Origin of the sequence: Novosphingobium sp., from assembly GCF_039595395.1 — a bacterium.
Taxonomy (GTDB): domain Bacteria; phylum Pseudomonadota; class Alphaproteobacteria; order Sphingomonadales; family Sphingomonadaceae; genus Novosphingobium.
Map to the genome: position 1 here is coordinate 1777554 of NZ_JBCNLP010000001.1, position 17461 is coordinate 1795014.

25 protein-coding genes are annotated in these 17461 nt (G+C 62.7%); 13 read left to right on the top strand and 12 right to left on the bottom strand.

Features of this window, described 5'->3' with window-relative positions:
- The first annotated feature begins 8 nt into the window (after positions 1–8).
- Genes ABDW49_RS08300 through ABDW49_RS08315 form a run of 4 tightly spaced genes read left to right on the top strand, consistent with a single transcriptional unit; the run spans position 9 to position 4447 of the window.
- Positions 9–2426, top strand: a complete 2418-nt coding sequence (locus ABDW49_RS08300; protein WP_343611109.1) for a tail fiber domain-containing protein — start codon at positions 9–11, stop codon at positions 2424–2426.
- 14 nt (positions 2427–2440) lie between these two features.
- Positions 2441–2794: a hypothetical protein gene (locus tag ABDW49_RS08305; protein ID WP_343611110.1), complete on the top strand. Its 354-nt coding sequence runs from the start codon at positions 2441–2443 to the stop codon at positions 2792–2794.
- A 50-nt stretch (positions 2795–2844) separates the two neighbouring features.
- Positions 2845–3282 (top strand): hypothetical protein, encoded by a 438-nt coding sequence (locus tag ABDW49_RS08310; RefSeq protein ID WP_343611111.1) that lies wholly within the window; start codon positions 2845–2847, stop codon positions 3280–3282.
- Between the two features lie 13 nt (positions 3283–3295).
- Positions 3296–4447: an SGNH/GDSL hydrolase family protein gene (locus ABDW49_RS08315; RefSeq protein ID WP_343611113.1), complete on the top strand. Its 1152-nt coding sequence runs from the start codon at positions 3296–3298 to the stop codon at positions 4445–4447.
- A gap of 28 nt (positions 4448–4475) precedes the next feature.
- Here ABDW49_RS08315 and ABDW49_RS08320 read toward each other — a convergent pair whose 3' ends face one another.
- Positions 4476–4787 (bottom strand): hypothetical protein, encoded by a 312-nt coding sequence (locus ABDW49_RS08320; RefSeq protein WP_343611114.1) that lies wholly within the window; start codon positions 4785–4787, stop codon positions 4476–4478.
- Between the two features lie 144 nt (positions 4788–4931).
- On the opposite strand from ABDW49_RS08320, the gene ABDW49_RS08325 reads away from it, so the two are divergent.
- The 7 genes from ABDW49_RS08325 to ABDW49_RS08355 all read left to right on the top strand — a co-directional run bounded on the left by ABDW49_RS08325 (position 4932) and on the right by ABDW49_RS08355 (position 7855).
- Positions 4932–5114 (top strand): hypothetical protein, encoded by a 183-nt coding sequence (locus ABDW49_RS08325; protein ID WP_343611115.1) that lies wholly within the window; start codon positions 4932–4934, stop codon positions 5112–5114.
- Positions 5111–5362, top strand: coding sequence for a hypothetical protein (locus ABDW49_RS08330; RefSeq protein WP_343611117.1), 252 nt, complete (start codon positions 5111–5113; stop codon positions 5360–5362). Before ABDW49_RS08325 ends, ABDW49_RS08330 begins: the two co-directional genes overlap by 4 nt.
- Positions 5352–5948, top strand: a complete 597-nt coding sequence (locus ABDW49_RS08335) for a lysozyme (protein WP_343611119.1) — start codon at positions 5352–5354, stop codon at positions 5946–5948. The genes ABDW49_RS08330 and ABDW49_RS08335 overlap by 11 nt, the downstream gene beginning before the upstream one ends.
- Before the next feature lie 53 nt (positions 5949–6001).
- The gene (locus ABDW49_RS08340; protein ID WP_343611120.1) at positions 6002–6487 is read left to right on the top strand and encodes a hypothetical protein; all 486 of its coding nucleotides are present in this window, start codon (positions 6002–6004) and stop codon (positions 6485–6487) included.
- Between the two features lie 66 nt (positions 6488–6553).
- Positions 6554–7177, top strand: coding sequence for a hypothetical protein (locus tag ABDW49_RS08345; RefSeq protein ID WP_343611122.1), 624 nt, complete (start codon positions 6554–6556; stop codon positions 7175–7177).
- Positions 7174–7584, top strand: a complete 411-nt coding sequence (locus ABDW49_RS08350) for an SGNH/GDSL hydrolase family protein (protein WP_343611123.1) — start codon at positions 7174–7176, stop codon at positions 7582–7584. Before ABDW49_RS08345 ends, ABDW49_RS08350 begins: the two co-directional genes overlap by 4 nt.
- A gap of 61 nt (positions 7585–7645) precedes the next feature.
- Entirely contained in the window at positions 7646–7855 is a 210-nt protein-coding gene (locus ABDW49_RS08355; RefSeq protein WP_343611124.1) for a hypothetical protein, read from the top strand.
- Positions 7856–8022: 167 nt separating this feature from the next.
- Here the strand turns inward: ABDW49_RS08355 and ABDW49_RS08360 are convergent, their stop codons facing one another.
- The 10 genes from ABDW49_RS08360 to ABDW49_RS08405 all read right to left on the bottom strand — a co-directional run bounded on the left by ABDW49_RS08360 (position 8023) and on the right by ABDW49_RS08405 (position 13823).
- Complete coding sequence (locus ABDW49_RS08360; RefSeq protein ID WP_343611126.1) at positions 8023–8307, bottom strand: addiction module antidote protein; 285 nt, start codon at positions 8305–8307, stop codon at positions 8023–8025.
- Between the two features lie 13 nt (positions 8308–8320).
- Entirely contained in the window at positions 8321–8623 is a 303-nt protein-coding gene (locus ABDW49_RS08365) for a type II toxin-antitoxin system RelE/ParE family toxin (protein ID WP_343611127.1), read from the bottom strand.
- Positions 8624–8824: 201 nt separating this feature from the next.
- A complete protein-coding gene (locus ABDW49_RS08370) occupies positions 8825–9286 on the bottom strand; it encodes a phage virion morphogenesis protein (protein WP_343611129.1) in 462 nt (153 codons plus the stop codon).
- A gap of 5 nt (positions 9287–9291) precedes the next feature.
- A complete protein-coding gene (locus ABDW49_RS08375; protein WP_343611130.1) occupies positions 9292–9771 on the bottom strand; it encodes a phage tail protein in 480 nt (159 codons plus the stop codon).
- 4 nt (positions 9772–9775) lie between these two features.
- Positions 9776–9994 carry a tail protein X gene (locus tag ABDW49_RS08380; protein ID WP_343611131.1) on the bottom strand — a complete coding sequence of 73 codons (219 nt, stop codon included), beginning with the start codon at positions 9992–9994 and terminating at the stop codon, positions 9776–9778.
- Positions 9994–10479, bottom strand: coding sequence for a head completion/stabilization protein (locus tag ABDW49_RS08385; protein ID WP_343611132.1), 486 nt, complete (start codon positions 10477–10479; stop codon positions 9994–9996). The genes ABDW49_RS08380 and ABDW49_RS08385 overlap by 1 nt, the downstream gene beginning before the upstream one ends.
- Before the next feature lie 114 nt (positions 10480–10593).
- Positions 10594–10977, bottom strand: coding sequence for a hypothetical protein (locus tag ABDW49_RS08390; RefSeq protein ID WP_343611134.1), 384 nt, complete (start codon positions 10975–10977; stop codon positions 10594–10596).
- The gene (gene gpM / locus ABDW49_RS08395) at positions 10974–11711 is read right to left on the bottom strand and encodes a phage terminase small subunit (protein ID WP_343611135.1); all 738 of its coding nucleotides are present in this window, start codon (positions 11709–11711) and stop codon (positions 10974–10976) included. The genes ABDW49_RS08390 and gpM overlap by 4 nt, the downstream gene beginning before the upstream one ends.
- A 105-nt stretch (positions 11712–11816) precedes the next feature.
- Positions 11817–12884: a phage major capsid protein, P2 family gene (locus ABDW49_RS08400; protein WP_343611137.1), complete on the bottom strand. Its 1068-nt coding sequence runs from the start codon at positions 12882–12884 to the stop codon at positions 11817–11819.
- Between the two features lie 45 nt (positions 12885–12929).
- Positions 12930–13823: a GPO family capsid scaffolding protein gene (locus tag ABDW49_RS08405; protein WP_343611138.1), complete on the bottom strand. Its 894-nt coding sequence runs from the start codon at positions 13821–13823 to the stop codon at positions 12930–12932.
- Between the two features lie 193 nt (positions 13824–14016).
- Between ABDW49_RS08405 and ABDW49_RS08410 the strand changes: the two genes are divergently transcribed.
- Together ABDW49_RS08410 and ABDW49_RS08415 are read left to right on the top strand one after the other, a co-directional pair.
- Positions 14017–15900 (top strand): terminase family protein, encoded by a 1884-nt coding sequence (locus ABDW49_RS08410; RefSeq protein ID WP_343611140.1) that lies wholly within the window; start codon positions 14017–14019, stop codon positions 15898–15900.
- Positions 15900–16964, top strand: a complete 1065-nt coding sequence (locus ABDW49_RS08415; RefSeq protein ID WP_343611141.1) for a phage portal protein — start codon at positions 15900–15902, stop codon at positions 16962–16964. Before ABDW49_RS08410 ends, ABDW49_RS08415 begins: the two co-directional genes overlap by 1 nt.
- Here ABDW49_RS08415 and ABDW49_RS08420 read toward each other — a convergent pair.
- A complete protein-coding gene (locus ABDW49_RS08420; protein WP_343611142.1) occupies positions 16961–17431 on the bottom strand; it encodes a hypothetical protein in 471 nt (156 codons plus the stop codon). The two genes, ABDW49_RS08415 and ABDW49_RS08420, sit on opposite strands and share 4 nt — an antisense overlap.
- Positions 17432–17461 lie beyond the last annotated feature (30 nt).

Here is a 17461-nt window from a genome sequence, read left to right on the forward strand (position 1 = left end):
GAGCCCCCATGTCCACGCCGATCACCATCACCGCCGCCGGGCGCGCTGCACTCATCAACGCCAGCCACACCGGCACCAATGCACTGGTCATTGCGGCCATTGGTCTGTCGACCAGCGCCGTCACCGGCACGCCGCTGCCCGGCGAATTCAAGAAGGTAACCGCCGTCGGCGGCCTGACGGTGGCCGCCGATATGATCCATGTCACGATGACGGATGCCAGCGCCGACGCCTATTCCGCGCGGTCCATCGGCATCTATCTGAGCGATGGCACCCTGTTTGCGGTCTATGGTCAGGCGGACCCGATCCTGACCAAGACCGCCGCTTCGCAGGCGCTGTTGGCGGTGGATATCCAACTGGCCGACAACACCGCCACGTCGATCACATTCGGCGCCACCGAATGGCTCAACCCGCCTGCGACCACGACCACCGCTGGCGTGGTGCGCCTCGCCACCACGCCAGAGGCGCAGGCAGGTGCCGAAGCGTTGGCGGCGCTGACGCCTGCTACTGCTATCGGCGCGGTGCTGGGCTGGTTGCTTCGGCAGGATGGCGCGGGCAGCGCGCTCGATGCCGACTTGCTCGACGGTCAACATGGCAGTTGGTATGCCGATATTGCCGCGCGCCTTGGCTACACGCCGGTCAACCGGGCGGGCGATACCATGAGCGGAAGCCTCACAGCGCCGTCCCTCTTGGTTGCGGGCTCTTATGGCACCAACGGGCTGGTCGCGGGCAATGGCGATGCCGCCAGCTATTCGACTGCCAATGCGTTCTTGCAACTCTGGAACGGCCTTGCCTTTCGCACCTTTGATGGTTCCATCAATGGCTTTTATGATGCCCGTTCCGGTTTGTTCGACGTCAGGAACAGCTATCGCGTCAACGGTGTGCCGGTCTGGCATCCGAACAATGACGGCGCGGGTTCGGGTTTGGACGCCGGTCTGCTCGCTGGCCAGTTGCCGGGCTTCTACACCGATATCACCGGTCGCTTGGGCTACACGCCTGTTCGCCAAGGCGGCGGCACCGGGCAACTGGCGAACACGGTCTTTATTGGCTGGGGGAATAACGGTCGCCTGAAAGCGCAGGTCGATAGCACTGACATGGGCAACCTTGTCACCGATGACACCGCCGGAAAGGCATGGATCAATTTCAATGGCTGGGCGATGCGCCGCAATGGACAGGACCTGTGGGGTCCGGACAATGACGGCGCGGGCTCCGGGCTCGACGCGGGGTTGTTCGCCGGTCAACTTCCCAGCTATTACACCAGCATCACAGATCGTCTTGGCTATGTGCCAGCCAACAGGGCGGGCGACACGTTCACCGGGCCGATCAGGCGCGACAACGGATTTTACTTCGATCTGAGCGGTGGCGTCACGCCTCTGATCAATTTCGATGACCAGGACTACATGTTCTATGATCGAGCGAACAATGTCCTGAAAATCATCATCGCCAACGCAGTGCGGATGATCATGCCCCTGTCTGGCAATCTTGATTTTTACAGCTCGACGGCTCAGGCATTTCTCAATGGCCTGATGCTCTGGCACGCCGGAAATGACGGTGCAGGCTCCGGGCTTGATGCCGGGCTTCTCGCGGGTGTCGATCCCTCGGCCTACGCCCGGCGCGATCAGGCAAACACCTTTATGGGCAATGCTCTGTTCCAGAGCGGTGTCTACTTTGGCGCTACCACCGGCGGAGTGAGGATCGCCGGTAACGGTAACCGCCTCAGCTTCTACAACGACGCCTCGCTCAATGAGCGCATGGCAATTTCGCAATCTGACGGGGCAGTCCAGATATCCGGCGCGCGCGGCATCGGCGCCTCGGATATTCAGGGGTCTGGCGCTCTCAGGGTCATGACGCCGTGGCCGGGAGGATACGGGGTATCGACCTACGACACCCAAGATTACCGGGCCTTGCAGTTTGTGCGGCAGGTGAGCGGCGACCAACGCGAGATGGGGACGATCACTGTCACCGATGGCGGCGTGTTTCTGAACTCGGTTTCCGACCACCGCCTCAAGGATGAGGTGCGGGCAATCGAAGATCCGGAAGCGACCATCATGGCCTACAGGCCTTGCGAGTTCACCATGATCGCCAGTGGTAAACGCATGAACGGTTTCATCGCCCATGAATTTGCGGAGGTGAATCCGGATGCCGTGCAGGGCGTCAAGGACGGCGAAGTGGACATCGGCACCGCGCAGCCTCTGATGGTGACCAGCGGCACGGCGCCCGCACCCTTGGTCGATATTACCGAAGCTCAGACCCCGGCGGGTTGGTCATGGGAAAAGACCGGCACGCGCCCGGTCTATCAGACCATGGATGCCACCAAGGCGATGCCGGAGGTGATCGCCGCTCTCCAGATCGCTCTCACCCGCACCAAGGAACAGCAGGCGCAGATCGATGCGCTGCTGGCCGAAGTTGCCGCTCTCAAAGCCGCATAAGCAAAGGATCGAACATGGCCACCGCCGAAACCACCGCCACCACGGACGCCACGACCGCCGAGGAAACCAATCCGGTCGATATCACCATCGGTGCCTATGACGCCGCGACGCAGCCGCCCAGCGTGCCGGTCACCTTCATCTATGCCGGGGTGACCCATCAGCGCAACGTCAACGCCTGCCTTGACGCGGCGGGGGCCTATGACGCCGCCGCGACTGCCGAGCGGGTAATCGCCGTGGGCAACGGCGTGAAATATAAGATCAAGCTCGGCGCGCTGGTTAATCTGCCGCCCGAGCCCGAGGCCCCCGGCCCAGTCGCGCAAGCTGCTGAAGAACCCGAAACCGACGCGGACGACACCCCCGCCACCTGACGCGGGGCTGGCCCCGCATGTCCTCAGCTAAACGCCAATAGGGATCATCCATGGCCGATTTCACCAACACCATTCTGAACGGGATCAAGCGCCGCCAGCGCGATATGGGCGATGGCACCTTTGCCGAGGTGGTTGCCACGGCCCCGCCCGGCGCCATGGCCGCCACCAGCACGCCGCTCGCCGGTTCGGTGGCCGACACCGCCGCGCACACCTTCGGTCCCTTCAAGCCGCAGCTTGTTCGCGAAATCTGGGCAACGCTGGTCGGCACCGGCGCTACCGGCAAGGCGCAGCTTGTCCGCTCCACCGATGGGGGCGTCACCATGGCCGGGCTGACGGCGGGGGGCGATGCTTGGGCAAGCTGGACCTTCACTGCCGTCACGGGCGCCATCGTCAATGAACAGGTCGGCACCGAGACAGACGCGAAGGCCACCTATTACCTCACGGTGACACTGACCGCCGGGTCGCTCACCTATCGCATCGCGCAGTAAGGAAGGCTGACTCATGGTTTCAGCAGCAGCGGCGTATTTGAAGGCGAGGCAAGCAGCCAGCGCGGTTGCGGCGGGCACGAGCCATTTCGGGGGCACACGCCTCGACGCAACACTGGTTCCGCGCTTGCACAATGCCCTGCTCGACGCGGAAAACGGGGTGGCGCTCACCCAGACCCTGTTCGCCTTCATCGGCGACAGCACCATGGCGGGCACGCGCGGGGCGGGCGACCTCAAGTCGAACTCCTATCCGTGGAAGTTGCTGCCGCTGATCTCGCCCTTCATGGCCATTGATGAGAATGGCTGGTACGGCAATCAGATCAGTACCTCGACGGTTTCCGATCTCCCTGGCTATGACTCGCGCCTTACGCTGGGCACTGGGGTCGGCTTTGGTGGCGACTTTTCGATTGGTGGCTATCCGCTCTCGCTCGACGCTGCGACGGGGGCGATCACGTTCACGAACAACAAGGCCTATGACAAGTTGGACCTTGTCCTCTCCTGCGGGGGTACGCCTAGCACGATAGGCGTGCAGTTCGGCTCTGGCTCTGTCACGAATGTGGTGCTTACGCCCAGCAACTACACGCTTTCCACCCTCTCCAAGACTTTGGGCACTGAGCCTGTGGTGATTACCAAAGTCGCAGGTGCTCCCCGTGTGCAGGGGATGACGCTGCGCAATTCGACCGCGCCCAAGGTGATGCTGGCGAATATGGCCAAAGCTGGATCTTCGAGCGTCGAATGGGCGGCCACCACCAACAACCGCTCGCCCCTGTCGGTGCTGCTGGCGCTCAAACCGGTGGCCGCCTTCATCAATCTGGGCATCAACGATTGGTCGCTCAATGTTCCCGTGCCAACATACCGGGCAAATATGCAGGCGATCATCACAGCCCTGCTTCCCACCACCGACATCATTCTCAGCATTCCGTTTCCCAGCAACATCGCTGCGACCGGAGGGAATTATGCAAATCAGAGCCAGTATGTTCAGGTTATCCGCGATCTGGCCGCGCAGTACAACCTGCCCCTGTTGGATTTCGGGCGGCTGTTCGTCAGTTGGGAATACAGCAACCCGCTGGGGCGCTACATCGATAACCGCCACCCCACACCCCAGCGCGGCTACGGCATGACGGCCAAATTTGTAGCGCGCAGCCTCCGGGCGTTGCTTGCTCTCTAGGCTGGCTTACTTCGAGATCATGCCCCGCCTATGCCTCTCTGGCATGGGCGGGGTTTTCGCTTGTGGCGGGGGCATCGGCAGGCATCAGTCCCGACGCCTTGAGCCACGCCACCCAAGCGCGCTCGACGGCCTTGCGCGCGCTGTCCCTGCTTTTGACTTGGCCGTTGCGCTTGGCGAGCCACTTCACATCGACACCATCGACCTTGTACCACCATGCGCCCGGCTCGATGGCGAGTTCGCCAATGGCGCCGATCTGCACGGCGCCAAGCATGGCATGATGGCAATTGTTGTCCTTATACGGCTTCTCCCAGCGGAGGCCGAACGGCGCCGGTGCGGTCATGATGAAATTCCCCTTTGATCCTGACGCTAAAACAATTTCGAGGCTCTACGGCAAGTAAAGCTTGTGGCGGCTTAGCCCACAATGGGCGCGCATAGAGAAAGCCGGGCGAAAAGCGATGGTGGTTCCAAGAACGGAGCCGCCCCCATGCCCTTTTTCCCCCCGATCCTGAAACACGCGCTCGATGCGCTGGCCTCGGCTGTGGCCGCTGCCTTCGCCTATGCGGGTGAGGTCAACATCGTGACGGCCTGCGCGGTGGTCTATTGGGCCATTCGCATCTTCGAGACGCGCACCGTTCGCCGCTGGTTCGGCAAGGAGGGCGCGGAATGATCTGCAAGCGTCTCTCGCTGGTCGATGAAGCCCGCCACTGGTGGCGCCTGTGGACCATCCGTTTTTACGCCCTGATCGGGCTGGCCGTGCCCCCGGTGGTCAACCACCCGGAAATCGTCACCAGCCTTGTCGCCTATGTGCCCGCTTACTGGCGCCCAGCGGCGGTGTCGGCGGCGGCCATCATCGTTTTCGCGATCTGCCCGGCGGTTCTGCGCCTCCTGAAGCAAAGGCTCCCCGATGCCCGGTGAACCCATCGAAGCAGCCAGCGCCGCGCGCGGCCTGCTGAAAAAAGGCACGCTCGCTTTCATCGTCGGCCCGGCAACCGCCGCGCTGTTGCTCACCAACATTCCCGCCGAGGAAAGCGGGCGCAAGGTGGACGTGACCATCGCCAAGGATGGCGCGGCCACGGTGAAGCCGGTCAGCGGCCCACAGTATCTCAAGGTCTATCTGGACATGGTGGGCGTTGCCACGGCCTGCGATGGCCTGACGGGCAAGGGCATCAAGATGGGCCTGATCTTCACCGAGGCCCAATGCGCGGTCATGCTGGAATCGCGCCTGGCCGAAACCGGACAGGAGGTCATGGCCTGCACGCCCGGCCTCGCTCTGACCATTCCGGGCCGCGACCGAGTGCGCGCCGCCGCCGTCTCGCTGGCCTACAATGTCGGCACCCCGACCTACTGCAAATCGACCATGCGCGCGCAGATCAACGCGGGCCAGATCAAGGCCAGTTGCACCAGCCTGACATGGTTCAACAGGGCAGGCGGCAGAGTGGTGGACGGCCTTGTGAAGCGCCGTGGGCGTGAACAGGCCCTCTGCCTGATGGACGTGGCCTGACCTTTCCCTCTCCCTAATCCTGCGCTTTGAGCGCCTCAACGAAAGGGCATTCGATGCCGTTCCTGCTGTTCCTTTCTGCTCGGCTGTCGCCTCTGCTGACTTTGGCGATTTACGTCCTTCTTGCGGTGCTGATCGTGCCCGCGCTGGCGCTCTTGGTGCCTATCGCGGTCGGCCTGCTGATCGTCTACCTGTGGGCCTCGGCCTTCCTTTATCTGCTGGGCTTGCGCGGCAAGCTGGCGCGCTTCCGGGCCGCATGGAAGGCGAAAGCCAAGGCAAAGGCCAAAGCCGAGCGTGATTACTGGGCCGCACCGCTCTCCACGGGTTCGAGCAACGACAGGTGGGTGCCCGCTGGCGATGGCTGGGTGCCGTCCAGTACCATGACTGACACCGCCCCCTCGGCCACGACAGGCCTTTTTTCGCCGGTCGATGTTTGGAGCCCGGTGGTCTGGTCGGACTCCACCGCCGACAGCAGCGCGTCGTGCTGGTCGGATATGTCGGCAGACAGCGCCGCCGCCTGCACGGCATCGTCCGCCGACTAACGCCAGCCCGCGCCGCCGCCAGCCTCAACCGGGTGCGCGGCGGCGCCATCCGCAGGAACCATGCCCATGCCAACGCTCGCCCTATTGCGCGCCAACATTGGCGCCATCCTTGCCGGTATCACCATCGCCGTTCTGGCGCTGGCCTTCACCGTTCAGACGGTTCGCATCGACGGCCTGCATTGGCAGTTCAAGGCGGGCGCCTTCACACTGCCCTTCCTGAATGTCGAGGGCTGGAAGGAGATGGCCACAAAGGCCCAAGCCGCGCTGCAGGAGGTGAAGGCCGCCCAACCACAGGCCGCTGCCGCACAGTCGCAGGCAAACCATGAACCCGCCGAAAAATCGGCCGCCATCGCGAGGAATACCGATGCGCAGACCCCTGACTATCTCGCGCATGTCGCGGCTGCTGCCGTTGCTCATGCTGTCTCTGTTGCCCGCCTGTCACCCGCGCCCGCCGCTGAAGGTGTCGCCTGCAAAGCCGATCTGCCCGGAACCGATCGTATTGCCCAAGGCGATGACGACACCGCCGGATCTCCCGACATGGTATCCGTTGCCCGCGCCGACTGGCTCAAAATCAACGCAGAAGCCGCGCTCCGCGTCCAACTGTATCAGGCTGGCCAAGAGATGATTGCCGAGGGCATTGCGGTCGCCAGTGACGCGCCCGCCAGCCCGGCGCCCGAGGCGGTCAAGTGACGGCCTGTATCGATCTGGGGGACAGCATCGCTGACGGCGTGCATGCCGCTGGCCCCGGATGCCTGAACCTCGCGCATAAGGGATGGTCATCGGCCCGCTGGTATGCGCGCTATCGCACAACGCGCATTGAGGCCGATCGCGTGGTCATCAGTCTGGGGAGCAATGATCGCGGTATCGACACCGCACCCCAGATCGAGGCCATCAGGGCGCAGATCGAGGCGGCGCGTGTGGTGTGGATCATCCCGGCATGCAACGCGCGCGCTGCCCGCGCAGTGGAAACGTTGGCCGCCCGCTATGGCGACGCCACACTGCGCATTCGGAGCCTGTCACCGGATCGCGTTCACCCGACCGGGCGGGAGTATCGGCGACTTGCCCGGCGCATCGATTTTCTCGCCAACAGCTATTGAAACAGGCCTTCGACTCTCGCGATTGGTGATACCCTTGCCGCTCCATTCTTAGGAGCATGATATGCAAGACGGAAAAGTCGTGGAAGTCTGGGCGAACGGCTCGATGCTGAAAGTACACAGTGGTTCAACTGTATCGGTAGTGGAGCTTCTTGGGGATGAAGGTGCTATCGAGGTCGGCGATACCCTAAAAGGCAACTGGACCGCGCTAGGTGGTGAAACCATTTGGCGAGGCAGTGAATGTTTTGATGCCTTTATTCAGGATTATGGCTGATCTAATTCAGGCCGCCGTCTCCCCCTCCGGCTTGCGTACCATCTTGGCAGCAAGGGCAGGGAAGGCGGCGGCGAAGGTCTGCGCCTGGGCGATATCCTCGGCAGTCAATTCCGGGCTGTCGCTCACGGCATCCAGATCGGCTTGACTATACGGCCTAGACTTTCGCTTCACGCCGCTGCCACCGCAAGCCGCATGCCGAAGGAGTGCAGGATGGCCGACAGGGTTTCGAGCGACGGATTGCCGTTTTCGCCCAAGGCGCGATAGAGGCCTGCGCGGCTGATGCCCGCGCTTTTGGCCACTTCGGACATGCCGCGCGCCTTGGCCACATTGCCGATAGCGTTGGTGATGACTTTGGGGTCGCCATCCTCAAAGGCCGCTTCAAGATAGAGGCGGATTTCTTCCTCGCTGTCGAGGTGTTCCGCTACGTCATAGGTGGTCAGTTCGATTGCCATGTTCTGTCTCCTTTCACGCCCCGGTCTGGATTTCCGCCGCCAATTGGATGGCAAGCGCGATATCGTCATTCTGCCCTTTCTTGGTGCCGCCGCACAGCAGGATGACCAGTTCCCCGCCGCGCTCGGTGAAATAGACGCGATAGCCGGGGCCGAAGTCGATCTTCATTTCCGCCACTCCGCCCTTCAGATTGCGGGTCTGTCCTGGATTGCCCAGCGCGAGGCGATCAATCCGGATGCGGATGCGCGCAACTGCCTGACGATCTTTGAGGCCTTGCATCCAAGCGGTGAATTGGGGGGTGGTTTTGACCGTCTTCATGTCTACTTAAATAGACATCCGATCTTTCGGTGTCAACTAAAATAGACACTCAGCCCGCTGATTGTGCATCCGGGCGAAAGCGACCCGACCCGGATGCACAAAGGTGGCCCGGTTACGATGGCAGGAGGGCCATGGCTGCAACCGGGCGCGGCATGCCCCTATCGCGAAGCTTATTGCGCTACCAGCCTATAAGCGGTGAAATCAGCGCTTTTCGAGCCAGTTCATGATTTCTGTCAGCATGGCGTCACGGTCACCGGGGCCAAAGCCCAGCAGGCGGCGCGCCTTGTAGCGGACGCGAATAGAATTGCGGATGCGGCGATCCACGGCATCCTCGAGGCCGAAATGGTGGACCTCTGCCGTTTTGGCGATGCGGCCCTTGAAGGACAGGGAAACCTCATCTGCCGAGGGCTTCACCTGCATGTTGCGCGCAAGCTCGATGCGTCGGAACATGCGCTTTTGCTTTGCCTTGCGCGCCTTGCCGCTCTTGCGGGGCTTCTTGGGGTTGCGCTCGGCCATGGGCGTGCCGTCAGGCTCGACATTGGCCAGCACACGCGCGGCGTTGAAGTTGCGCATGATCTGGCCGACGCGGCGGGCAAGCGCCATGCGCTGGCGGGGCTCGGTCTTGGCCAGCAGGCCGCCCAGCCACGGTTCAAGGGCGTCCATATCGCTCATGGCAAGGGCGGGCCGGGATAGGTCTGCTCGCCGCCGGTGGTGACCTTGGTCAGGGTGCCCCAAGGTTCATTATCGGTCAGCAGAAAGGCGGTGTCGTCCAGATGCTGCAAGGTGTCGCTGCCATCCTCGCCGCGCGTCACGCTGACGCGCTCGGTAAGGTTCAACTGGATATGGAAGTCGATGGTGCCGACATCGACCACATCGGCCTCGAACTGGTAGCCGCTCTTGTCGCCGGGCTGCACCAGTTCAATCTGGTTGGTGCGTGCCCAATCGTTGATGACCAGAAAGGGGATGGATGGGTGGCCGGTGAAGTCCTGAATGGTGATGTTCAGCACATAATCCCATTCGAAGCCCCGGCCTGCCGTCATGGGCGAGCGGATGCGGCCCTTTTCGATCCACATCGCGAGGCGCTCGGGATCGTTTTCCAGCGCGGGCAGGGCGGCGACGATGGCGGCGCGCAGGGTGTCGGGCTTCATGCGATCAATCCCAGAACGACACGGATTCGAGCGTGGCGGGGGTGGCGACGGGCACATCAGGCAGTGTTACGACCGTGCCCTCTGCGATGAACACACCTGCGTCCGCCACATCAGGGTTGAGGGTCAAGGCATCCTCGACCACTCCGCCGGTGGTGGTGCCCAGCACGCGATAGCAAAGCTGGTCTAGCCGCTCGTTCGCATAGGCCGTGGCGGTGGTGGTCATCAGATCAGTTCGACGGCAACGCGCGTGAAGCCCATGATGGCGCGCACATTCTGAAGGCGCAGGCTTTCCAGATAGCAGCCGGTGTCCAGCTTCGCGTCCTGGCGTGTTTCATCGGTGGCGGTGGCGGTGACGTCAGTGGCCGATGCAGTCAGTTCGGCCAGCGCCGCGTAACGCATGGCGCCGATGTAGAGGGAGACAAGGCGCGGCTTGCCATTGACCTTCTGGTTGGGCGCGACCTCGGCCAGCGAGGCGCAGCCCTGCCGCTCGCGCGCGGCCCGCCAGTTGGCCAGATCATCCCCCACCTTCACGGCGGCGCTTTCCAGCGCAAAGATCAGGCGGGGATCGGTCACGACCTCGCCCACCCGCATCGCGGCGCGCATGGCGGCCAGATCGATATCCGGCCACCAGCCATCGCCGGGGAAGACGGCGCCGGGGGCCGAGGCAGGCGGCGCGGGCTTGAAGATGATGGGCGAGGACGTGGTCATGCGGGGCACCTTCCGGCGGGAAAGAAGTGGGGGGTGAGGGTGTTGGCCTTCTGGCCAAAGCAAGCTGAAGCCGCTGGCCATCGCCCGCCCCCCGGCGCTGCGGGGCGCAACTGATTACGGGGTGGGCGAAGGCTCGGCGAAGACGACGCGCAGGTCGAACTTTTCCAGTCCGCGCAGAAACGTGTGGAATTTGCTGGTGCCATCGGTGGACTTCATGGCCGTGTGGAAGGCCTCTTCGAGCAGATCGGCCTCATCAGGAACCTTGAGCGCCATGATTTCGGGCCGGGGTTCGACGCCCTGCCAGCGGCATTCACGGGCATAAGCCTTCGCCGCGTCGGATGCTTGGGCGACCAGTTCACGTAAGGCCAGCGCGATCAGGCTCCCGGATGAAGCGGTGAAGCCCGCTGCATCGGCCCCTTGGGTGAACCCCTTTTGCTTCGCAATCGGGTCCACAAGCACCGCGCAACGCACGGCGATACGATCGACAGCGTGGCTCATGCGGCCTTGTCCTTCTCAATGCGCGCAGCTTCGGCCTGAAGCGAGGTGATGATTTTCTTGACGCCGCAGCGGCTGTCCAACTCCACCGCGCGCTTCAGACTGGCGAGGGCGGCGGCGATCAGCGCGGGCTTGCCACCGGCCATGCCGGAATCGGCCTCGGGGTCGAAGGCGTCGGATCGGGCCTTGAAGGCGAGGCCGATGGCTTTGTTCACCTTGGCGCGCACTTCGTCTGGCATGTCGGACATGTCGGTCATCCCCTCGATCTGAAGGAGGGTGGCCAGATCGATGGTGGGTTCCGGGACGATGCCAGCCTCTGCAAATTCCTCCGCAACCAGCACCGCCGGATCGCGCTTGTAGCGCTCGGGCAGCGTCAGGCCGTGGTCCAGAACATGGCGGGCCAGATCGAGCGCTAGCGGCCATTCCGCGATATCGATCGACCAGACCAGCATGGTGGTCACAATGTCATCCTGCGCCGGTTTCTCGGCGGCCAACGCGCCCTCGATCCAGTCGCGATAGCGCTCGATCATCCCCCGCTTGAGTTCGATCTTCTTTTCCAGCGACTGCGTGTTGCTGAGTTGGCGCAGGTCATTGCCCAGCGCGGCCCGCATCAGCTCATATTCGGTGGCGGCGGGGCCATCCTCGGCGGCGGGCAGCACGCCGGGGCGGGCATGGGCGCTCTTACCGGCCTTGGCGGCCATCTTGCGGGCAAAGGTGCGGCGAGCGGGAGACATCATCGGGATAATCCTTGAGGGGAGGGGTGGCCCCGCGCCGGAGGGGAGACAGCGCGGGGCCATGCGGGCCGGAGAAAGGGCGAAAACCGGCCCGCGAAGGGTTAGAGGTTACGAGCCGGTGCCCGTCTCCGGGGTGCTGCTGCCATCGGCATTGCGCACTTCGATGTTCTCGGCGAAGGCCACATAATCGTAGTCCTCGACCGGATAGGCATCGTTGGACGACTGGAAGTCGGTGACCTGATCCAGTTCGCTCTGGTTCCTGATTTCCCGGCGCTGCGAGCCCTTCTGGAAGTACATCGACAGATTGTCGTACTTCGTGACGAGGATGCCCGTGGGCGGGAAATAGGGCACGCGCTCGACCGGCAAGCCGCCCAACTGGATATCCGCCATGATCGCCTGACGGGCCATCATATCGAGGCTGCCCTCGGAGCGGTTGATCAGCGGGAAATACTTGTCATGGACCAGCTTGCGGCCGACGATGACGACGAGGTCGGGATCTTCCACGGCCCATTCGGGCAGCAGGCTTTCCTTGATATCCCAGACCAGCGAGTCCAGGCTGTCATAGTCGCCCGCCGTGCCGAAGGTGATCGCGCCAGCCTTCTTGCCGCCTTCGACCTCGGACATGTGGCGTTCGGGCGCATCCTCGCGGATGTGCTGAAGCCAACCGATGTTGACGTCCTGAAGCAGCGGGTTCTGGGCGCGGTTCGACGTCTTGGCGTAGCTGGTGCCGTTGAAACCCACGCAGATGCGATCCAGCATCTGGCGCTTGAGGCAGGCATTGCGGATGCGCTCCTGAAAATCCGGGAACTGCGCCCACATATCCAGCTTGGCATAGCGCAGAGCCGTATCGTAGTTGTTCTGGAAGCACTCATATTCATTGCTGTCCAGACCGGTGGGATCGATGCCCTTGCGCGCGGTGCCGGTGGACGTGTCGGTGTTGCTGGCGATGCTGCCTCCCATCGTCAGGCCGACCTTCTGGCCCTTAAGCTGGGACACGGGCACGACATTGATGCGGCCCAGAAAGTCGCTGCTGGCCTGCATGCGCGTCACCAGCGTCTGCTGAATGGACGGATCGACGGTGAACTTGCGGGTGGTGACAGCCTGATGCGAGAGGCCGTTCAGTTCGGCCAGACGCTGGGTGTATTCGTCGAACCGCTGCTGGGTAAATTCTTCCATTGGACTTCCTTGGGCGTGAGGGGGACCGGGCCGGGGGCGGGCTGGTCAGCAGTCGGTCTGGTGGGCGTTGGCGCCGCCGGTGGCGGCAGGGCGATGGCTGAAGTTCTGCGCGGGCGTGCCTTCCAGCTTCGCGATCAGCGCGGTGAACTTCTGATCGAGGGCGGTGTGGCGCGCGGAAGCCTGATCCTGCCCGGCAGCGATGGCCATCAGCGCCGCCGAAAACTGGTCGCTGGGCGCCTGCCCGGCAGGCGGGCTGGCCGCAGGCGCGACCGGGGCAGCGGGCGGCGTCACCGGGGCGGTGGGGGGCGTGACCACAGGTGCCGGCTGCTGGTGGGAGAAGGTGAGAATGGACAAAATCTTGTCCAGAATGCCCCCTTCGTTCGCGCCCGAACCGGCAGGATCGGCGGCGGCTTCGCTGAAATCGAAGGTGACGGCTTGCGCGGCGGCGAACAGAGTACTGGGGTCGGATTTGCGCGCGGCGAGGAAGGAAGCGGCCCCCATGCCCGCACAGAACTGCAGAATGTCGGTGCCAAGGCTGGCCGGGTTGTCCGTGACGGCCAAGCCCATCAGATAGGCCTTGCCGGTGCTGGCAAAGTCGGGATTGATTTCGATGGACGAATACAGCTTCTGCTTGGCCTCATTCAGGGCCTTGAGGTTGTCCAGCGGCCTGATCTGGGCAAACAGGCCAAGGCGGGTAACGTCCTTCCCGCCGATCTTGACCTGCACATCGCCGGTTTTCAGCGCCAGCACGTCGCCATACGAACCGAACTGGCCGGTCGGATCGACGCCCCTGACGTGCTCGACATTCACGCGGGCGGGGCGGGTGGCGAAATCATAGGTTTCCGCCATCTGCAGAATGTCGTCGCGGCTGATGACGCGGCCATCGGTGGCCGCGCCTTCGGTCGCCACGCAGAAGAATTTGGGGGCAGGGGTCGCCATAGGCTGAAACTTCCGTCCTAGGTTATGGCGCTGGTGCGGGGCGCGCCGGGCTGAATTGCGACGGCACCGGGTGCCGCTTGGTGAGCCCACATCAGCGCCCCGGCGGCCCTTTCTCAACGCGCCCATATTGTCGGATCGTCGCCCACAATGGCCCCGCGTGGGGGCCGCGCGATCCTTGCGCCACGGTCGGGGCATGGATGATAATCTGCCCCCCGATGACCTGCCTGTTGAGGTGGGAGACGAAGGCGCGCCCGATCATGGCGCAGCCAGCAATGTCGTTCACATCGCGCCCATCGTTGCGCGCAAGGTGGAGGCGCGTTCGCTCTACTGGCGGGGCTGGGATATCAGCCAGATCGCGCAGGAACTTGGCATTCCCTATGCGACGGTTGCCAGTTGGAAGGTCCGCCAGAAATGGGACGAGGCCAGCGCGATCCAGAAGGCTGGGGAGGGCACGCTCCAACGCTATCAGGTGCTGATCGCCAAAGAGAAAAAGACCGGCTCCGACTACAAGGAAATCGACCTTCTCGGGCGCCAGTTCGAGCGCTTCGCCCGCGTGGAAAAGTATCTGGACGGCGGTAATGAGACCGACCTCAACCCCAAGGTGCGCAACCGCAACACGCCCGAGGTGAAGGCCAAGAAGGAAAAGGCCAAAAACCTCATCACGCCCGAGATGACGGCACAGTTGCGCGCCGATCTTGAGGGCAAGCTGTTCGGCTATCAGAAGCTGTGGCTGTCCACCACGTCCCTGCAAACGCGCATGATCCTCAAGTCGCGCCAGATCGGCGCGACATGGTATTTCGCGCGCGAGCGGCTGTTGCGGGCGCTGGAAACCGGCAACCCGCAAATCTTCATTTCAGCGAGCCGGGCGCAGGCGAACGTCTTCCGCACCTACATCATCCAGTGGGTGCGACGCGTGCTGCAAATCGAGTTGAAGGGCGATCCCATCGTCATTCAGCGCGGCGAGGATGAAGACGGCGAGGCGCTTGAGTCCGTCGAATTGTATTTCCTCGGCACCAACTATCGCACCGCGCAGAGCTATCATGGCGACGTCATCATTGACGAATGCTTCTGGATCTACGGCTTTGAGGAACTCTATGCCGTGGCCTCGGCCATGTCGACGCATGACCGCTATTCGGTGACGCTGTTCTCGACGCCCTCGACCTTGGCGCATGAAGCCTACCCCATGTGGTGCGGCGACCGCTTCAATTCGGAGCGCCCCAAGCATGAGAAGGTGAAACTGGATATCACTCATGACGCGCTGAAAGGCGGCGCCTTGGGCCCCGATGAAATCTGGCGCCAGATCGTGTCGATTGAGGATGCCGTGGAAAGCGGTTTCGATCTGGCCACGCCGGAGAAGCTGCAAAAGCGCTATTCGGTCACCGAATATCAGAACCTTTTCCTGTGCCAGTTCCTCGACGACAGCCAGACCATGTTCCCCTTCAACATCATGCGGCGCTGCATGGTGGACAGTTGGGAGGTCTGGAAGCGCGATTTTCAGCCTTATGCCCTACGCCCCTTCGGCAATGGCGAGGTCTGGATCGGCTATGATCCCAATGCGAGCGAGAGCGCCACGGCGGATGACGCCGCGCTGGTGGTTGTGGCGCCGCCGCAAAAGGCGGGCGGCAAGTTCCGCGTGCTGGAAAAGAAGCGCCTGAAGGGGCTCGATTTCGAAGGGCAGGCCGCTGCCATCAAGGCGATGGCGGGCAAGTACAACGTCACGAAGATCGGTATCGACACCACTGGCGCGGGCCGCGCCGTGCATGCGTTAGTGTGCAAGTGGTTCCCCATGGCGCATGCCTATCAATATTCGGTGCCGCTCAAGACGTCGCTGGTGCTGAAGGCGAAGAACGTGATCAGCGCCGGGCGCCTCGAATTTGAGAGTAGCTGGAACGACATGGCCACCTCTTTCATGGCCATCAAGCCAGAGACCAAGGGCAACGTCATCACCTTCACCGCGAGCCGTGGCGGCGGCGTGGGCCATGCCGACCTCGCGTGGGCGGTGATGCACGCCCTCTATTTTGAACCGCTCGACAGCACCGAAGGCAACAGCGGTAAATCCACCATGGAGATTTGGTAATGCACGAGCCCGGCAATGATCTGGCGCCCTCTGGCGGCCCGGAGGGCGAGGCTCGGCAACCGTGGAGCGCCTATGAGTTCGGCGCCCCCGAAAGCGTGCTGGATCGCAGCCAGATTTTCGACATGTTCGAAGTGGTACGGGGCAGCAAATGGTATGAGCCGCCCATCAGCCCTGTGGGGCTTGGCCGGGCCTATCGCATGGCCTCGCATCACCAGTCGGCTATCATTCTCAAGCGCAATATGCTGGCGCACAGCTTCGTGCCCAATGACCGCTTTAGCCAGGCGGAATTTTCGCGCTGGGCGTTGGATTTCCTGATTTTCGGCAATGCCTTTTTGCAGGACGTGCCCAACAAGCTGGGCGGCACCTATCGGCTGAAAACGAGCCCAGCAGCATGGACGCGCGTCGGCCTGAATGAAGGAGAACACTGGTTCGTTCAGCCGGGCCGTCTGACCTATGATCCCCATCTGCTGCCTGCCGGGACGGTGCACCATTTGCTTGAGCCTGACCCGTTGCAGGAGATTTACGGCATGCCGGAATATCTCTCCGCGCTGCAATCGGGCCTGCTGAACGAAAATGCCACGCTGTTCCGGCGCCGGTATTTTCTGAACGGCGCACACGCGGGCTTTATCCTGCATGTCACCGATCCCATGCTGATGGACGCCGACAGCGATGCCTTGCGCAAAGCCCTGCGCGGCGCCAAGGGGCCGGGCAACTTCCGCAACCTCTACCTGCACATCCCCGGCGGGAAGCCCGATGGCGTCAAGCTGGTGCCGATCGCTGAGACCAACGCCAATGACCACTTCCTGCCCATCAAGGAAGTGACGCGCGATGATATGCTGTCAGCGCACCGCACCCCGCCGCAGCTTCTGGGCATCGTGCCCAAGAATGGCACCGGTTTCGGGAACGTGATCGACGCGGCGCGGGCCTATTACCATATGGAAATAGGCCCACTGCAATGGCGCCTTCAGGAAGTGAACGAATGGCTGGGCTGGGAAGCCGTGAAGTTTAAGGAACCGGCGGATATGGCCACCTTGCTCGCCTCCGCTGCTGGGACGAAATCCTAGCCGTGCGCTTGCCAGCCTGAGGCAAGCGCTCTGTAAAGAACTTGTAGTGCTTCAACCACGCGGGGCACGGCGTATTTATAGGATGGTACGTCATATCGCCTGCCGCGCGCCGTGATGGCATCCACGGAGCGGGCGAGATCCAGCAGCTTGACTTCTTCGCCCTTTGAAAAGGTGGCTTGATAGGCGAACTGCCCTGCCGGTCGGGCGTTTTTCTCCAGCCAATCGGCCACAGATGGGCTGGAGGGAATATTGATTATTCTTAGCGTGACGTTGTGTGCATCGTTGACGTCAAGAAACATCGAGCAGAACCAGCCATAGGGGCTACCATCGGAAGCAATATCGTTGGAAGTTCGAAGGTCCACAATAAACCGCTGGCCCCGGTCGATATTCTTGATGCGCTTGTCGGCAAATGTCTCATAGGCTTCGAGCAAAGCCTGTTTCAAAAGGTGAATTTCAGGCGTTTGCATCTGGCCGCTCCTTTTGTGTCGCCCTAGGGA

What these genes read in the sequence shown, in the direction of transcription:
- ABDW49_RS08385 (WP_343611132.1), bottom strand. Translation starts at nt 10,479, where the DNA reads ATGACCACGTCCTCGCCCATCATCTTCAAGCCCGCGCCGCCTGCCTCG.
- ABDW49_RS08405 (WP_343611138.1), bottom strand. Translation starts at nt 13,823, where the DNA reads ATGGCGACCCCTGCCCCCAAATTCTTCTGCGTGGCGACCGAAGGCGCG.
- ABDW49_RS08335 (WP_343611119.1), top strand. Translation starts at nt 5,352, where the DNA reads ATGCCCGGTGAACCCATCGAAGCAGCCAGCGCCGCGCGCGGCCTGCTG.
- ABDW49_RS08330 (WP_343611117.1), top strand. Translation starts at nt 5,111, where the DNA reads ATGATCTGCAAGCGTCTCTCGCTGGTCGATGAAGCCCGCCACTGGTGG.
- ABDW49_RS08300 (WP_343611109.1), top strand. Translation starts at nt 9, where the DNA reads ATGTCCACGCCGATCACCATCACCGCCGCCGGGCGCGCTGCACTCATC.
- ABDW49_RS08390 (WP_343611134.1), bottom strand. Translation starts at nt 10,977, where the DNA reads ATGAGCCACGCTGTCGATCGTATCGCCGTGCGTTGCGCGGTGCTTGTG.
- ABDW49_RS08400 (WP_343611137.1), bottom strand. Translation starts at nt 12,884, where the DNA reads ATGGAAGAATTTACCCAGCAGCGGTTCGACGAATACACCCAGCGTCTG.
- ABDW49_RS08370 (WP_343611129.1), bottom strand. Translation starts at nt 9,286, where the DNA reads ATGGACGCCCTTGAACCGTGGCTGGGCGGCCTGCTGGCCAAGACCGAG.
- ABDW49_RS08410 (WP_343611140.1), top strand. Translation starts at nt 14,017, where the DNA reads ATGGATGATAATCTGCCCCCCGATGACCTGCCTGTTGAGGTGGGAGAC.
- ABDW49_RS08365 (WP_343611127.1), bottom strand. Translation starts at nt 8,623, where the DNA reads ATGAAGACGGTCAAAACCACCCCCCAATTCACCGCTTGGATGCAAGGC.
- ABDW49_RS08375 (WP_343611130.1), bottom strand. Translation starts at nt 9,771, where the DNA reads ATGAAGCCCGACACCCTGCGCGCCGCCATCGTCGCCGCCCTGCCCGCG.
- ABDW49_RS08320 (WP_343611114.1), bottom strand. Translation starts at nt 4,787, where the DNA reads ATGACCGCACCGGCGCCGTTCGGCCTCCGCTGGGAGAAGCCGTATAAG.
- ABDW49_RS08345 (WP_343611122.1), top strand. Translation starts at nt 6,554, where the DNA reads ATGCCAACGCTCGCCCTATTGCGCGCCAACATTGGCGCCATCCTTGCC.
- ABDW49_RS08340 (WP_343611120.1), top strand. Translation starts at nt 6,002, where the DNA reads ATGCCGTTCCTGCTGTTCCTTTCTGCTCGGCTGTCGCCTCTGCTGACT.
- ABDW49_RS08360 (WP_343611126.1), bottom strand. Translation starts at nt 8,307, where the DNA reads ATGGCAATCGAACTGACCACCTATGACGTAGCGGAACACCTCGACAGC.
- ABDW49_RS08305 (WP_343611110.1), top strand. Translation starts at nt 2,441, where the DNA reads ATGGCCACCGCCGAAACCACCGCCACCACGGACGCCACGACCGCCGAG.
- ABDW49_RS08315 (WP_343611113.1), top strand. Translation starts at nt 3,296, where the DNA reads ATGGTTTCAGCAGCAGCGGCGTATTTGAAGGCGAGGCAAGCAGCCAGC.
- gpM (WP_343611135.1), bottom strand. Translation starts at nt 11,711, where the DNA reads ATGATGTCTCCCGCTCGCCGCACCTTTGCCCGCAAGATGGCCGCCAAG.
- ABDW49_RS08355 (WP_343611124.1), top strand. Translation starts at nt 7,646, where the DNA reads ATGCAAGACGGAAAAGTCGTGGAAGTCTGGGCGAACGGCTCGATGCTG.
- ABDW49_RS08380 (WP_343611131.1), bottom strand. Translation starts at nt 9,994, where the DNA reads ATGACCACCACCGCCACGGCCTATGCGAACGAGCGGCTAGACCAGCTT.
- ABDW49_RS08310 (WP_343611111.1), top strand. Translation starts at nt 2,845, where the DNA reads ATGGCCGATTTCACCAACACCATTCTGAACGGGATCAAGCGCCGCCAG.
- ABDW49_RS08325 (WP_343611115.1), top strand. Translation starts at nt 4,932, where the DNA reads ATGCCCTTTTTCCCCCCGATCCTGAAACACGCGCTCGATGCGCTGGCC.
- ABDW49_RS08420 (WP_343611142.1), bottom strand. Translation starts at nt 17,431, where the DNA reads ATGCAAACGCCTGAAATTCACCTTTTGAAACAGGCTTTGCTCGAAGCC.
- ABDW49_RS08415 (WP_343611141.1), top strand. Translation starts at nt 15,900, where the DNA reads ATGCACGAGCCCGGCAATGATCTGGCGCCCTCTGGCGGCCCGGAGGGC.